This window comes from bacterium (assembly GCA_018814885.1).
In the GTDB taxonomy this organism is placed as follows: domain Bacteria; phylum Krumholzibacteriota; class Krumholzibacteriia; order LZORAL124-64-63; family LZORAL124-64-63; genus JAHIYU01.
Map to the genome: position 1 here is coordinate 1 of JAHIYU010000037.1, position 15692 is coordinate 15692.

Here is a 15692-nt window from a genome sequence, read left to right on the forward strand (position 1 = left end):
ATCTCGGCGCCCAGGCGCGTCAGCCCGGCTTCGATGCGCAGCTCCTCGGCGAAGGCCGCCGCCGCCACCGCGTCGTAGATCGTCTCCCCCGGCAAGGTCGCGCCCGCGACCGTTTCCTGGCGCAGGTGCACGACCGAGAGCCCGCCCGAGCGCTGGACCGCGCCGGCCCGGGGTTCCAGCTCGCCCGCCAGCAGAGCCAGGAGCGTGGACTTGCCCGCGCCGTTGGGGCCCACCAGCGCGCAACGCTCGCCCGCCTGCAGGGCCAGCGTCGCGTCGCGCAGGATCGTCTCGCGCCCGTAGTCGAAGGTGATGTTCTGCAGGGAGATCAGGGACATCTCGGCACCGGGCCCGGGTCGGGCGCGAAGCGGGACCCCCCAAGGACTGAAGGGTCCCGTGCGTCACATTTCCGCGCGTCGGCGAGCCCCGTCAAGCGACGGGGTTCGGCGTCTTGCGGTATTTCAGCGGCGGCATGCCGCAGCGGTCCTTGAAGGTCCGCGAGAAGTGCGCGAGGCTGTTGAACCCGCACTCCTTCGAGACCTCCTCGACCGAGAGGTCGAAACGGCGCAGCAGCTTCTTGGCGTTGTCGATCCTGACCTGGATCAGATAGTCGCTGAAGCTCATGCCGATCTCCACCCGGAACAGGTTCGAGAAATAACCCGGGGAGAGATGAACCATCTCGGCCATCTTGTCGCGATTGATGCCCTGCTTGAAGTTCTTCAGGACATAGCGGCAGGCATACTCCGCGCGGTAGTCCTGGATGTCCGTCGTGGCCACCACGCGCTCGCCGTCGTCGCCGGTCGCGTCGAGCGTGACCTCGGGCAGGGGATCGGACCAGAGCCCTACGTCGCTCGGCAGCGGCGCCAATCCCTGATCCAGGTGCGCGGGTCTCGCCGCCGAGAGCTCGTCGCCGTCGCGCGCGGTCTCGTCCGCGCGTGCGCCCTGCAGGAACTCGAGCACGTGCTGGGCGGACTTCTGCACGTTGGCCCTCTGCGATACGAGGACCGGTGCGTTGTAACGTTCCTGGAAATGATCCAGGGAGGCCTTCAGATTGCCTGGGATCTCCGCGGCGTAGACGAAGATCAGGCGCGCCCCGTCGACGAGACTCCCGTCCTCGTCGGCGCGGAGCTGGTGCAACAGGATCTGGGGCCCAAAGAAGGCGAAGCAGAGCTCGGCCGGGTTCTTCTCCGCCGCCGCACAGAGGAACAGGATCTTCTGGTACTCCTCTCGTCCCGCACTCATCAACTTCGGATATGACGGGAATTCGACTATGAAACTGTTCCAAGCTCCTTCAATCGGTTCCAGTCTTTCTCTCACGACTGTCCCCCTAGGACAAAGACGCTCCTTCGTATGCATGTCCACAGATGCCTGGGCAACGACTTGAACTATTATGAGACGAGTATAGAGGAACATCCTCACTTGAACAAGAAAATAATCATCCCCGTAAACACGCACGCATCGCAGAAGTTATATGGAGGCTCCGAAGATCAAACGGATGAACGCCGGGAATCAAGTAACCGTTGCTGATTTCAACGAAGTAGCGCAACCCGTTTGGTGACCGACCAGTTCTCGATCTGCAGTTTGCAGAAATAGGTGCCGACCGCCATGGGCCGGCCGGATTGATCGTTGCCGTCCCAGGTAGTTTCATAAGTTCCCGCGGGGCATGTTCCATCAAAAAGAGTCACGACTTCGTGTCCGGCCACCGTATAAACCTTCAAGGACACGGACGGCGTTTGGCTCTGGTACGGGATCGGATCATCGGCCTTGAGCGTGGGCTCCTGGTCTTCGTCCCAGACGAATCCCTCGCCGACGGTGGCGGGTATCGTGTAGCGCACGCGCGTCTGGTCCGGGAAGGGATTGGGAAAGTTGTCGAGCAGGTCCGGCGAAAGAGACGGGGGGCGGATACGGGCGTCCCGTTCGACGGTGGCGTCCTCGCCGGGCGCTTCGGCGATATCCCCTTCCGGTGCGAGAGGGTGCGAAACGGACTGCGGCGCTAGCGCGTGCACCACCTCGACGCGGATGTCCTGTCCGGATACCGCGCGGCACGTAAGCGACGCTTCCTCGCCGAGCGGCGGGGCGCCCGCGTAGTGGAAGGTCAGCACACCGCCGGTACGCGACCACAGGCCCGCCAGGTGTGGGCGGTAGGGATGGGGGGTCGTATCGGCGCGCCAGAGTTCCGCGTGGTCGGGGCGGGGCCAGGGTTCCTCCCAGGCGGCGTCCGCGTCCGCCCCCCGGCCGCGCCAGGATACGCGCGCCGGGACGCCCGGCCGCGCCGCGTCGGCGTACAGGGTCTCGGGATCGATCAATGGCGAATGGCCCGCCGGGATCTCCAGGGACAATCGCCAGCCGTCGCGCTCGTTTTCCCACGTGGCCGCCAACGGCTGCCCGTCGCCGCCGACCTGGGCCAAGGGGGGCACGATCCAGGGCACGGGCGGCTGATCCGGCCCGGCCGGCGCGCCGGCGTGCACGGTGTGCGCGGTGGCCTGCCGGTGACGCAGCTGCGTCAGCGTCGTGGTCACGGTGACCGCACAGATCAGTGTGCCGTCGAAGGGCAGTTCGAGCCGGCGGCCGTCGACACGGGGCGGTGCGCCGCGGCCTCCATCGCCGCTCCTTGCCAGCACCGTGACGCCGAGCCACCAGCGTCCTCCGTCCCGCGGCAAGGACGCGACCATCATCATCTCGCCTGCCGCGCCCGCGCCGGCATCCGTTGGCCGCGGCGCATCCCAACCCACCGTCATCTCCTGCCATACCCCGAAGGGAAGCTCCAGCGTCACCTGGTCGTGCTGGGGCTCGCCATCGCGCCCCTCTCGGCGCCACGACGTGAGCAGGGTCTCGCGCAGGTGCGGGTAGTCCCAGTGGTAGGTTTCGAGGAACAGGGCCCGCCCGCCGCGCATGGCGCCGACCACCGTCATGCCGTCGCCGATGGCGGCGTAATCCTCGTCGATGCGTCCGTCGCCGTCGTTGTCGCGACCGTCCAGGCGGTCCTCGTCGATACTTCCGTCGCCGTCGTCGTCGGCGCGCGCGGAGAAGCCGCGGTGGCCGCCCTCGTCCCCCTCGCGCCGCAGGGTGGTGAACACCCAGTCCCCGGAGTGCCGCAGGGGACGCGACGTGCGCAGGGTGGTGGCCATCTTCAGCAGGATCTGTTCGTCGGCGCCCGCTGGCGTCCGCACCCACACGGTGCCGTCGGCGACGATCACGGCCCGCGCGCCCGCCGCCAGTTCGTGGCTCCGGATGGATTCCGCGGCCGTCGCCGCCGACGGCGATGCCGCGGCCGCCAGGAGCAGGCAGGCGGCCCACGCCGCGGCGCCTCGTCGGGCGCTGCGCCGCGACGAACGATCATGCTCCGGTGGGGCCATGCCCTCAGTCCTCGATTTCGACATCTTCCTCGTCGTTCTCGATGCGGGCCACGCCGATGACCTTGTCGTCGCCCTTGAGGCTGATGATCCTCACGCCCTGTGTGTTGCGCCCCATGGTGGAAACGTCTTCGGCCGCCATGCGGATGATGATGCCATTGCGCGTGATGACCATCAACCCCTGGTTGTCGGCCACCTCCATGATCTCCACCACCCTGCCGTTGCGCTCGTTGCTCTTGATGGTGATCAGGCCGCGTCCGCCGCGCCGCTGCGCGCGGTACTCAGAGGTGGGCGTTCGCTTGCCGTAGCCGTTCTCGGTGATCGTGAAAAGCGTCTCGCCCCCGCGCAGCACCACCGCGCCGATCACGCTCTCGCCCTCGCCGAGGGTGACGCCCTTGACGCCGCGGGCGGTGCGGCCCATGGGCCTGATGTCGCTCTCGTGGAAGCGGATCGCCTGGCCGTCGCTGGTGCCCAGCAGGACGTCCTGCTCGCCGTCGGTGATCTTCACCGCGACCAGGCGCTCGTCATCGAGCATGTTGATGGCGCGGATGCCGGCGCGGCGGGGGCGGCTGAAGTCCGTCAACGGCGTCTTTTTCACTACGCCACGGTCGGTCGACATCAGCAGGAAGTGGTCCCCGGTGAAGTCGCGCACCGGCACCACGGCGTGGACCTTGTCGTCCTGCGCGATATCGACCAGGTTGACGATCGGCCGCCCCTTGGCGGCGCGGTTGGCGTTGGGCACCTGGTACGTCTTCAGCCAATAGCATTGTCCCCGCTCGGTCAGGACCAGCAGGCTCTGGTGGGTGCTGGCCAAGAAGAGATGCTCGACCCAGTCCTCCTCCTTGGTGCCCATGGCGGTGATGCCCTTGCCGCCGCGGCCCTGGGTGCGATAGGTGTCCAGCGGGATGCGCTTGACGTAGCCCGCGTGGGAGATGGTCACCACCACCTCTTCGTCGGCGATGAGATCCTCGAGATCGAGGTCGCCCTCGTCGATCACGATGGTGGTACGGCGCTCGTCGCCGTACTTGTCGCGCACGTCGGTCAGCTCGTCGCGGATGATCTGCAGCTGGCGATCGCGGTTGCCCAGGATCTCCTTGAGCTCGGCGATGAGCCTGATCAGGTCGGCGTACTCGTCCTCGATCTTCTGGCGCTCCAGACCGGTCAGGCGCGCCAGGCGCAGGTCGAGAATGGCCTGGGCCTGCCGCTCGCTCAGGGCGTAGCGTTCCATGAGGCCGGTGCGCGCGGTGTCGGGCGACTCGCTGGTCTTGATCATGTCGACGATCTCGTCGATGTTCTCCAGGGCGATGCGGTAGCCTTCCAGGATATGCGCCCTCTCCTCGGCCTTGTTCAGGTCGTAGCGCGTGCGCCGCACCACGACCTCCTCGCGGAACTTGAGATACTCCGCCATGGTCTCCTTCAGGGACATCACCCTGGGCCGGTTGTTCACCAGCGCTAGGTTGATCACACCGAAGGTCTGCTGCAGCTGGGTGTGGGCGAAGAGCTTGTTGAGCACGACCTGGGGATAGGCGTCCTTCTTGAGCACGATCACCACGCGCATGCCGTCGCGGTCCGACTCGTCGCGCAGGTCGGAGATGCCCTCGATCTGCCCCCCGCGCACGAGATGGGCGATCTTCTCGACCAGGTTCGCCTTGTTCACCTGGTACGGCAGCTCGCTGATGACGATCCGCGCGCGGCCCTTGGCGTCCTCGTCGATCTCCGTGCGCCCGCGCACCACCACGCGGCCGCGACCGCTGTTCATGTAGTCGACGATGCCGCGCCGCCCCTGGATGATGCCGCCGGTCGGGAAGTCCGGCCCCGACACGTACCCCATCAGGCCGTCGACTCCGATCTCCGGGTCGTCGAGCAGGGCGATCAGGCCGCCGCAGATCTCGGTCAGGTTGTGGGGCGGGATCTTGGTGGCCATGCCGACCGCGATGCCGTCGGCGCCGTTGACCAGCAGGTTGGGGATCGCCGAGGGCATCACCGCGGGCATGGTCCGCGAACCGTCGTAGTTGGGCACGTAGTCGACGGTGTCCTTGTCGATGTCGCGCAGGATCTCGGTGGCGAAGCGCGTCATGCGGGCCTCGGTGTACCTCTCCGCCGCCGCCGCGTCGCCGTCCACCGAGCCGAAGTTCCCCTGTCCGTCGACGAGCGGGTAGCGCAGGCTGAAGTCCTGCGCCATGCGCACCAGCGTGTCGTAGACCGCCGTGGTGCCGTGCGGGTGGTAGTTGCCCGTGGTGTCGCCGGTGATCTTGGCCGACTTGCGGTACGGCTTGCCGGGCTGGAGGTTCAGGTCGTTCATGGCCGTAAGTACGCGCCGGTGCACGGGCTTCAGTCCGTCGCGCACGTCCGGCAGCGCGCGCGAGATTATCACGCTCATGGAGTATTCGAGGTACGACTGCTCCATCTTCTCGTTGATGTCGACGTCGACCACGGTGCCGATGTTCTTGTCCGCCATTTTCCTCGCTCCTGCAATGCCTGCGGTTCCGGGCTAGATGTCCAGGTCTTCGTAGCGGACCAGGTGCGCGTTCTCCTCGATGAAGCGACGGCGCGGTTCGACCTCGTCGCCCATGAGCTTCGTGAAGACGTGGTCCGCCGTGGCGGCGTCCTCGATGTTCACCCGGGTCAGCGTGCGCCGCTCCGGATCCATGGTCGTCTCCCACAGCTGCCCGGGGTTCATCTCGCCGAGTCCCTTGTACCGCTGCACGTAGACGCCCTTGCCGCCCAGCTCCTCCACGTGCCGATCCTTCTGGTCGTCGGTGTAGCAATAGTGCTCCACGTTGCCCTTCTTGACGCGGTACAGCGGCGGTTCGGCGATGTAGACGTGCCCGGCCTCGATCACCTCGCGGAAGTAGCGGAAGAAGAGCGTGAGCACGAGCGTGCGGATGTGGGAGCCGTCCACGTCGGCGTCGGTCATGATGATGATGCGGTGGTAGCGCAGCTTCTCGATGTCGAAGATGCCCGCGCCGACGCCCGCGCCCAGCGCGGTGATCACGGTCCGCACCTCGTCGTTGCCGAGTATCTTGTCGAGGCGCGCCTTCTCCACGTTGAGGATCTTGCCCTTGAGCGGCAGGATGGCCTGGAAGCTCCGGTCGCGGCCCTGCTTGGCCGAGCCGCCGGCGGAATCGCCCTCCACCAGGTAGATCTCGCATTCCTCTGGATTGGTGTTGGAGCAGTCGGCGAGCTTGCCGGGCAGCGCGGCCGAATCGAGCGCCGACTTGCGGCGCGTCAGGTCGCGGGCGCGGCGCGCCGCCTCGCGCGCCTGGGCGGCGCCGACGCATTTGTTGACCACCTTCTTGGCGACGCCCGGGTTCTCCTCCAGGTACTGGCTCAGCGCCGCGTTGACGAGCTGTTCCACCTGTCCCTTCACCTCGGCGTTGCCGAGCTTGGTCTTGGTCTGGCCCTCGAACTGCGGCTCGGGGATCTTCACCGAGACCACCGCCGTCAGGCCCTCGCGCACGTCGTCGCCGCTGAGGCCCTTGAGCTCCTTCTTGAAGAGGTTCTCCTTCTGGGCGTAGGCGTTGATGGTGCGCGTCAGGCCGGCCCGGAAGCCGGAAAGGTGGGTGCCGCCCTCGTGGGTGGGGATGTTGTTGGCGAAGGTGAAGAGGTTCTCGGCGTAGCCGTCGTTGTAGTCCATCGCGATCTCGACCTGGACGCCGTCCTTCTCGCCCTCGAAGTAGACGGGATCCCCGCACAGGGCGTTCTTGTTCTCGTTGAGCCACTGCACGTACTCGACGATGCCGCCCTCGTAGCGGAACGCCTCCTCGCGCTGCCTGCCCTCGCGCTCGTCCACGATGGAGATGTCCAGCCCCTTGTTCAGGAAGGCCAGCTCGCGCATGCGCGTCTTGAGGGTGTCGAACAGGTAGGTGGTGTCGGGAAAGATCACGGGATCCGGGTGGAAGGTGATCGTGGTGCCGTTGTCCCCTCCGGGGTTGACGGCGACGGGCTCCACTGGGCCGGTGGGCGCGCCGCGCACGTACTCCTGCACGTAGACCTTTCCGTCGCGCCGCACCTCGGCCCTGAGGGAGACGGACAGCGCGTTCACGCAGCTCACGCCCACGCCGTGCAGGCCGCCCGAGACCTTGTAGCTGCCCTTGTCGAACTTGCCGCCCGCGTGCAGGCTGGTCATGACGACCTCGAGGGCCGGCTTGCCCTCGGTGGCGTGCATGTCCACGGGGATGCCGCGGCCGTCGTCGATCACGCGGATGCCGCCGTCGGCGAGGATGGTGACGACGATCTCGTGGCAGAAGCCGGCGAGCGCCTCGTCGATGGAGTTGTCCACCACCTCGTAGACCAGGTGGTGCAAGCCGCGCGCCCCGGTGTCGCCGATGTACATGGCGGGACGCTTGCGGACGGCTTCGAGGCCCTTGAGTACCTGTATGCCGTCGGCCGTGTATTCCTGTGCTGCGCTCATCGTAACTTCCTTATCCGTGTTGAAAGCGCCGGGGCTTCCCTGCTCCGGCGTGACCGTCTTCCGGCGTTGACGTGCGGGCTTCATCGGGTCCCTCCGCGTCGCCAGCGGATCTCGCGCACGGTGCCCTCGCCATGGCGCGCGTTGTACTTCTCGATGATGGCGGGAAAGAGCAGGGAGAGCTCGTGCCGCCAGGCTGCGTGATCGGCTGCGATGGTCAGCACTCCGTCCGCGATGTCCTCCGCGCGCGTGTGCGCGGCCGCCTTGTCGCCCACGATCGCCGCCCACGCCTCGAGCACGGATCGTTCCCGCGCCCGGGCCGCGAGTCCCGTGCTGTCGAGTACGGACCCGATGATCGCGTCCACGCGCTCGGGCCTCGACTTGTGGCGTTCATCGTTCATCGCTCAGCTTCGATCCTTCCGGCGCGAATCGTCCATCTCCTCGTTTGACCGGGATACCACTCCTGAACGTCTTCGGCTCGTGCGGTCGCGATGAAGATCTGATGGTCGCGTGCGGTCATGTCCTGGAGCCGCCGGGAGCGCTTCCTGTCCAGCTCGCTGAAGATGTCGTCGAAAAAGAGAACGGGCCTTGTCCGGCGTTTCCGGAAGACCAGTTCGCCCTGGGCGAGCTTCAGGGCGATCGCCGCGGAACGGGTCTCGCCCTGCGATCCGAAATCCCTCAGACGCATCCCTTCGAGCTGGATTTCTACATCGTCGGTATGGGGCCCAGCGAGGCTGCGTCCCCGCTTGATCTCATCCTCTATAATATAATCAAAAACACGTAAGATTTCCGCCTTTAAATCGGCTTCGGAGAGGTCTTTTTGGTCTATATCAACCCCTTGGGAATAAACGAGTTGCAGGCGGGAATCCCCACCCGTGAATTCCCCGTGGACCTGCGTCGCCACCGAGGTCAATTCCCGTACGTAGAGAGCCCTCCGGGAGAGCAGGGGAACGGCGTGTTCGGCCATCTCCCGGTTCCAGATTTCCAGGTCCGAGCGCAGTCGCGGATCGGGACGGTAGCCGCCCCTCATGTCGCGCAGCAGGCGCATCTTGTGACGCAGCGCGCGGCGGTAGCAGCGGAGGTGATGGAGGTACTCGCGGTCGAGACCGCTCAGGCCGGCGTCCAGGAAGCGGCGCCTGTTGTCGGGCCCCCCGCGCACCAGTTCGACCGTCTGCGGGTCGTAGACGACCGTGGCGAGACGTCCCACCAAGTGATGCTTGCGGCGCAGCGCCTCGCCGTCGACGCGGAAACGGCGGCCGCCGTCGCGCTGCAGGGCGAACTCGAAGATCTGCGCGGCGTCGTCCTCTGCGGCCGCCTCGATCCTGGCCTGCGCCGTCTCCCGCCCGAAGGCTATGAGTTCCCTGTCCGGCGAACCGCGATACGAGCGGCCGAGCGCGGGGTAGTTCAGCGCCTCGAGCAGGTTGCTCTTGCCCTGCCCGTTGCCGCCCACGAAGATGTTCACGCCGGGGGAAAAACCGAGCTGGACCTCCGCCAGGTTGCGGAAGCCCAGCAGACTTGCCTCGCGCAGTCTCATGTGGCCGGCTAGTCCGTGGTCAGGCGCAGGGGCATCAGCAGGCAGAGCAGATCGTCGCCGTCGTCCCCCGTGCCGGCGGGCGAGACCAGCGCCGCGCTCTGGGGATCCTTCATGGACAGCTCCACCGAGTCCGCGTCGATGTTCTTCAGGACGTCGAGCAGGTAGTTGTAGTTGAACCCGATCTCCATGGCGTCGCCATCGTAGGCGACCGGCAATTCGTCCTCGGCCCTGCTGCCGTCGGTGCCGGTGGCGCTCAACTCGAGACGTCCATCCTCGATGCCCAGCCGGATCTGGCTCGTGACGCGGTCCGCGGTGATCGACACGCGCCGCACCGCGTTGATGAAGGCCTCGCGATCGATGGTCATGGTCATGCTGTTCGACTTGGGAATGACCGCCGTGTAGTCGGGGAACGGCCCTTCCAGCAGGCGCGTGTGGAGGATCGTCTCGCCGATGTGGAAGCTGAGCTGGTTTTCGGTGAAGAAGACCTCGGATTTCTCCACCCCTTCGGCCAGGCGCGCGAACTGCAGGAGGCCCTGGGTGTCGGTGATCAGGGTCGCGACGTCCTTGATGCCCCAGTCGGCCTTGCGCACGATGCGGGCCAGGCGGTGCGCGTCGGTCGCCACCATGGTTAAGGACGTGGGTTTGAGCTCCCAGAGAATGCCCATCAGGGCGGGACGCGTTTCGTCGCGCGATACGGCGTAGGCCGTGGATTTGATCATGCGGACCAGGACGCCCGTCTCCACCTCCAGACCCTTGTTCCCGTCCAGGACCGGCAGCGCGGGAAACTCGTCCGCGTTCATGCTCGATTCGCTGAGGCTGGCCTTGCCGGATACGACGCTCACGCGTCCGTCCTTCTCCGAAACCTCGACCTCGCCAGACGAGAGGCTGCGCACGAAAGAGACGAATTTCGCCGCCGGTACGGCCATCCGGCCGCCGCGTTTCACGTTCACGTTGCCCTTGCCGGTCATCACCGACATGTCGAGGTTTGTCGCCGAGACGGTCAGCTTGTCATCCTCGGCTTCGAGCAGGACGCAGGTCAGGATCGGCATGGTCGTCTTGCCCGGAACCACGTTGGCGACGATGCCCAGGGCATTCTGCAGATCCGCCTGCTGGATCTTGAACTTCAAGAGCGGTCCTCCGGTCAGGGGTTCGGTCGGGTCGGTCGCGCCCACTTAGCAAGGGACGCCAATGATAAAGAGTCGCCCGTCATGCATCAAGTCTTATGAAAAAATAGAAGTAATAGTAGAGCCTGTGGACCGTGTGGATATGCCCCGGGAAAGGGCGAATACCGGCTCGACCGGGCCAGCGGAGCGAGTCTGCGATGTGCAACGCTTGCGCATCGATCGTGGAATACTCGGACCGTATCCACAGGCAGGTTCTGGATCCCCCTTCCGTGCACGCGTCATGCACGCCTTTATCCACATATCTCCGGGCGGCGGGCCGGGACGCGCGCTCTCCTACATCCCCGCGGTCAAATCCTTCAGGGTACCCCTGAAAAGAGGGTCTTCCCGGCACAGCCTGTGGATCTTCTTGCAGGCGTGCATGACGGTCGTGTGGTCGCGGCCGCCGAAGGCGCGGCCGATCTGGGTGAGGGTGGCGCCGACTTTTTCCCTGGCGATATACATGGCGACCTGACGTGCCAGAGCGAGGTCCTGGGTGCGCCTTTTGGACTTGAGCTGATCGACCGTGACGCGGTAGTGCTCGCACACGACCTTCATTGCGTCCGCGATCGTAGCCGCTCTGGACGGCGAGGCCTGGATGATGGAGGAGAGTACCTCCGAGGCCATTTCCAGGTTGATCTCGCTGCCGGTCAGACTTGCAAACGCCAGAAGTTTGATCAGCGCCCCCTCCAGGTTCCGGATGTTGTTGGTGACGTTGTCGGCGATGTACTCGATGACATCGTCGGAGATGTAGATGTTGTTCGTCTCGACCTTCTTCTTGAGGATCGCGATGCGCGTCTCGAGGTCGGGCGGCTGGATGTCCACGATAAGTCCCCACTCGAACCTGGAGCGCAGGCGCTCCTCGAGCGTCGGTATCTCCTTGGGGGGACGGTCCGAGGTCAGGACGATCTGTCTCTTGTCGTGATAGAGCGCGTTGAAGGTGTGGAAGAACTCCTCCTGCGTGGACTCCTTGCCGGCCAGGAAGGCGACGTCGTCCACCAGCAGCAGATCGACGTTGCGATACTCGCTCTTGAACTCGTAGGTCCGGTTGCGCTGGATGGACCAGATGAGGTCGTTCATGAACTGTTCGGCCGTCACGTAGCAGACCTTCTTGTCCGGAGCGGACTCGGTCACGGCGTTGCCGATGGCGTGCATCAGGTGCGTCTTGCCCAGCCCCACGCCGCCGTGGATGAACAGGGGATTGTAGCTGGCGCCGGGGTTCTCGCTCACGGCGACGGAAGCGGCCGAAGCCAGCTTCGAGCCCGATCCGATCACGAAGTCGCGGAAGGTGTAGTCCCTGTTCAGGTAGACCCGGCCATGTGACTTTCCCGCTTCGCCGCGCGGGGCTTTCGCGCCCTGGGCGGGCAGCTCGGCGCTCTCCACCAGGGCGGCGGAGAAGTCGAAGAGATCCCCCTTCTGTTCGCCGGCGTCCTTGTCCGCCTGGAAGGTGCAGCGCATGGGGCGCCCGAAATGGTCCGACAGGGTGCGGCACAGGGTTTCGGTGTGATGCTCGCAGAACCAGTCCTGAAAGAAACGGTCGGGGCAGATCAAGTGGACGCAGTCGTTGTCCCAGTGCTTGGGTTTGAGGGGAAGGAACCAGGTTTCGAAGGTCTGCTGGGAAACCTTCTGCCGAATCGTATCGAGGATCACGTCCCAGTAGTCGGTCAAGGGGGCTAATTCCATCTCGGAAACCGCTCGCTTTTTTGACAGACTTACCCACCCGGCCGCGAAATATCCACATTTCAACGGACCACTCAATCTACATATTTACATCTGGTTATGAAATCGACCTCTGGTTGCCGAGTTTGTTATCCACAAGCGAGGTGAAGCGTGGATAACCCCAATGTCGCCCGCCGTCGTTTTCAACACCTGTGAAGAGCAACCTAGCATGGGGAAAAAACGGCTGCAAGGATTTTCTTCGCGGAGGGATTGTTTTCTTATATCCCGCTGATGTTAAAGGAGTTGAGGCAAATCGTCTTCTTTCGGAGTGAAATGTTAATGAAGACATGAGCTTTCGCGCAAAATTGAAGTTTCAAAACAATCGCGATAAAGACAAATGAGTTAACTCGAGGATCTACCTTGACAGGAGGGGGGGTGTATACATAACCTTTCCCGGTTCATTCCCGGTACCCTGTCAGGAGGATGGTCCGTTGAAGAGGACATTTCAGCCCAGCAACTTGAAGCGGGCCAGGAGGCACGGTTTCCGCAAGCGCATGTCGACCAAGGCGGGACGTCTGGTCCTTAAGCGTCGGCGCGCCAAGGGCCGCAAGCAATTGGGCGTATGAGGAACGATCGGGCGTCCCCACGGCCAGGTGTCTGAATACGCGCCAAGCCCGGAGGCCGAGCGTGCAACCGAGATCGCTCACGCGCCGCTCCGAGTTCTCAGAGATCTACGAGAAGGGACACAAGCTGGTCGGCCGGTCGTGCGTGCTGTATCTGTTGCCTGCGGTCGACAACGCCCGCGCCGTGGTGGCCAGCCGCAAGGTGGGCGGCGCCGTACAGCGCAACCGGGCGAAGCGCCTGCTCAGACACATGATCCGGGCGGTCTTCTTCCCTGAGTCCGATGCTTTGGCGAAGGCGACCGCGTCGCTCTTGACGGGAGGCGGCTCCGCGAAGGCCGCGCCGGGCGACCGGACGGGACTCTGGGTGGTCGCGGTCGCGCGCAGGCGAATTCTCGACCTCGACATCCACGCCGTCGTGGCGGAGGCCGGCAAGCTGCTGGCCGATCTCAATCTCGACGCAGGTCACGATACGGCCGGGTCCTCGAGCTGACGCGGATCTTTCACGGACGATCCGGGTCAAGAAAACCGATGCGCCACTGATTCCGTCGAAGTCCCAGGCGCACGGCCGCGGTTGGTGTCAGAGGAATGTGGCGACTTCCCTACCTGCTGGTCCGTCTCTATCAGCGGCTGTTCTCGCCGCTGTTGCCTGCGATGTGCCGCTTCGATCCCACCTGTTCCGAGTACGCCGCCGGATCATTGCGAACGCACGGCCTGTTGCGCGGCACCGTCTTGTCCCTGCGGCGCATCGTGCGCTGCCACCCGTTCAATCCCGGCGGCAACGATCCGGTACCGACTTCGCCCGGCCACACGCAGCATCCATACGTTGGAGATGATAGTCATGGATAGACGCACCGTCCTGGCCATGGTCCTTTTCCTGGCGATCTTCCTGACCTGGACCAAGGTCATGGAGCGCAACCGCCCGCCGGAGGCCGGCGTCGCCGGGGACAACGCCGCCATCGGCCGCGACACCAGGAAGGCCGAATACGCGCCGGGAGCCGCCGCCGCGGCGGACAGCTTCGCCATCGCCCGCCCGACGGCAGCGTCGCCGAGGACGGGCGCGGCGGACGAAACCGCCGAGGCCCCTTCCGCGGCCGCGCCCCTGGCCTTTCCCCCCGCGGGCGACGGGGAATACGAGGTCAGCACGGATCTGTACACGGTGACCCTGACCGAGGCGGGCGGCATCATCTCCAGCTGGCGGGGGCACGCGTTCAAGGGTCCGGCCGACGGTCTCGTCGAGCTCGTTCCGGCCAGGGGAGAACTCGATCCGCCGCGCGCCGGCGACACCCTGATGTTCGAGCGGGGCGGGCTTGATCTGACGGGCGTGTCCTTCCTTCCGGCCGGTCCGCAGGCGTTCAGGCTCGATGCCGGGGATCCGCCGCGCGATCTGGTCCTGAGGGCCGAATCGGCGGAGGGCCTCGTCATCGAGAAGACGCTCACCTTCACGCCCGGCATCTACGCCATCGGGATCCGCTACGAGGTCCTGGCCGAGAGCGAACCGGCGCGCACGGTCGCGACCGCCGCGCTGGGGGATCCCGTCTCCGTGCGCTTCACGTGGAACCAGGGCATCGCCGTCACGGAGCAACACGTCCAGGCCATGATGCGCCGCGACACCAGCAGCCGCTCCTTCGGCATGGTCGGCGAGGAGCTGGCGTTCCGCAGGCAGGGCGACCTCGGCAAGGCCAACGGCAAGGGCGCCGGCGTCTTCCGCGGCTCGGTGCGCTTCGCCGGGCTGCAGAACAAGTACTTCACGATCCTCGGCTTCGTGCCGGACGCCCTCGAGCGGGTGACCGAGGGGCGTATCCGCCTCGGCGGCGACAGCGAAACCCTTCACCAGTCCTGGGAGCTCGAGTTACCGCTGCGCGGCGACTCGCGCCGCTCGGGCGCCGACCTGTCGCTCTACATGGGACCGAGCGACTACTATCGCTTCCGCTCCTACGGGATCTCCCTGGAGCGGGTGGTCAACCTGGGCTGGAAGTGGATCCAGCCCATCTCCGAAATCGTGCTCAAGCTCATGAACTGGCTGCACGGGTTCATCCCCAACTACGGTTGGGTCGTCGTCATCATCTCCATACTGAGCAAGCTGATCTTCTACCCGCTGACCGCCCGCGGCACGCGCGCCATGAAGAAGATGCAGGAATCGCAGGCGCGCCTGAAGCCCAAGCTGGACGCGATCAAGAAGAAGCACGCCGGCGATTCCCAGCGCCTGAACCAGGAGACGATGAAGCTCTACAAGGAGGAGGGCGTGAACCCCGTGGCGGGCATGGCCGGCTGCATGCCGATGCTGATCCAGATGCCGGTCTTTCTCGCTCTGTACCAGGTGCTCTACAACATGGTCGACCTGCGCATGGCGCCGTGGATCCTGTGGATAGACGACCTCTCGCAGCCGGATGCCCTCTTCACCCTGCCCTTCACCGTGCCCCTGATCGGCTCCTACTTCAACCTGTTGCCGCTGATCATGGCCGCGGCGACCTGGTTCCAGACCAAGCTGACGCCCCAGTCGGGCGCCGGCGGCCAGATGGCTGCCATGACCTCCATCATGCCCATCATGATGCTATTCTTCCTCTACAACATGCCATCCGGGCTGGTGATCTACTGGACCATCAACACCGCAGTAACGGCGTATCAGAGCTGGCGCGTCAACCGGAGCGTGCCGGCCACGGGAGGTGCTGAAGCCTGATGCAAGAAAGAAACGAAACGGAACAGATAGAGAGCCGCGCGGCCACCGTCGAGGAGGCCATCTCCGAGGCCCTGTTGAGGCTCGGCGCGCGACGCGACGAGGTCGAGATCACCGTGGTCGAGGAGGGCAGGGCCGGCGTACTGGGCGTGTTCGGCCGACGCCAGGCCCGTGTCCTCGCGACCCGCAAGAAGAAACAGACGCGGGGCAAGCGGGGCGGACGCCGCCGCAGCGGCGCACCGCCGGACGCACGGGCCGGGGCGCAGCGCGGCGACGATGTC

The 15692-nt window shown here is 65.4% G+C and carries 14 protein-coding genes; 5 read left to right on the forward strand and 9 right to left on the reverse strand.

Features of this window, described 5'->3' with window-relative positions; translation table 11 throughout:
* The 9 genes from KJ554_02115 to dnaA all read right to left on the reverse strand — a co-directional run.
* The coding region (locus KJ554_02115; protein MBU0741130.1) for an ATP-binding cassette domain-containing protein at window positions 1-335 on the reverse strand (335 nt) is incomplete at its 3' end.
* Between the two features lie 91 nt (window positions 336-426).
* Window positions 427-1239, reverse strand: coding sequence for an AraC family transcriptional regulator (locus KJ554_02120; GenBank protein MBU0741131.1), 813 nt, complete (start codon window positions 1237-1239; stop codon window positions 427-429).
* A gap of 287 nt (window positions 1240-1526) precedes the next feature.
* Window positions 1527-3353, reverse strand: coding sequence for a hypothetical protein (locus tag KJ554_02125; GenBank protein MBU0741132.1), 1827 nt, complete (start codon window positions 3351-3353; stop codon window positions 1527-1529).
* Between the two features lie 4 nt (window positions 3354-3357).
* Window positions 3358-5808, reverse strand: coding sequence for a DNA gyrase subunit A (gyrA, locus tag KJ554_02130; protein MBU0741133.1), 2451 nt, complete (start codon window positions 5806-5808; stop codon window positions 3358-3360).
* Window positions 5809-5841: 33 nt separating this feature from the next.
* On the reverse strand, window positions 5842-7764 hold the full coding sequence (gyrB, locus tag KJ554_02135) for a DNA topoisomerase (ATP-hydrolyzing) subunit B (GenBank protein MBU0741134.1): 1923 nt from the start codon (window positions 7762-7764) through the stop codon (window positions 5842-5844).
* A gap of 80 nt (window positions 7765-7844) precedes the next feature.
* The gene (locus KJ554_02140) at window positions 7845-8162 is read right to left on the reverse strand and encodes a DUF721 domain-containing protein (protein MBU0741135.1); all 318 of its coding nucleotides are present in this window, start codon (window positions 8160-8162) and stop codon (window positions 7845-7847) included.
* Window positions 8159-9295 carry a DNA replication and repair protein RecF gene (gene recF / locus KJ554_02145; protein ID MBU0741136.1) on the reverse strand — a complete coding sequence of 379 codons (1137 nt, stop codon included), beginning with the start codon at window positions 9293-9295 and terminating at the stop codon, window positions 8159-8161. The genes KJ554_02140 and recF overlap by 4 nt, the downstream gene beginning before the upstream one ends.
* 8 nt (window positions 9296-9303) lie before the next feature.
* A complete protein-coding gene (gene dnaN, locus KJ554_02150; GenBank protein MBU0741137.1) occupies window positions 9304-10422 on the reverse strand; it encodes a DNA polymerase III subunit beta in 1119 nt (372 codons plus the stop codon).
* A 330-nt stretch (window positions 10423-10752) separates the two neighbouring features.
* Window positions 10753-12138 (reverse strand): chromosomal replication initiator protein DnaA, encoded by a 1386-nt coding sequence (gene dnaA / locus KJ554_02155; GenBank protein MBU0741138.1) that lies wholly within the window; start codon window positions 12136-12138, stop codon window positions 10753-10755.
* A 467-nt stretch (window positions 12139-12605) separates the two neighbouring features.
* Here dnaA and rpmH point away from each other — a divergent pair, with 467 nt between their 5' ends.
* The 5 genes from rpmH to KJ554_02180 all read left to right on the forward strand — a co-directional run.
* Window positions 12606-12740, forward strand: coding sequence for a 50S ribosomal protein L34 (gene rpmH / locus KJ554_02160; GenBank protein ID MBU0741139.1), 135 nt, complete (start codon window positions 12606-12608; stop codon window positions 12738-12740).
* Window positions 12741-12801: 61 nt separating this feature from the next.
* Entirely contained in the window at window positions 12802-13227 is a 426-nt protein-coding gene (rnpA, locus tag KJ554_02165; protein ID MBU0741140.1) for a ribonuclease P protein component, read from the forward strand.
* Between the two features lie 95 nt (window positions 13228-13322).
* Window positions 13323-13583: a membrane protein insertion efficiency factor YidD gene (gene yidD / locus KJ554_02170; GenBank protein ID MBU0741141.1), complete on the forward strand. Its 261-nt coding sequence runs from the start codon at window positions 13323-13325 to the stop codon at window positions 13581-13583.
* Window positions 13576-15414, forward strand: a complete 1839-nt coding sequence (gene yidC, locus KJ554_02175; GenBank protein ID MBU0741142.1) for a membrane protein insertase YidC — start codon at window positions 13576-13578, stop codon at window positions 15412-15414. The genes yidD and yidC overlap by 8 nt, the downstream gene beginning before the upstream one ends.
* The coding region (locus KJ554_02180; GenBank protein MBU0741143.1) for a Jag N-terminal domain-containing protein at window positions 15414-15692 on the forward strand (279 nt) is incomplete at its 3' end. The genes yidC and KJ554_02180, both read left to right, overlap by 1 nt.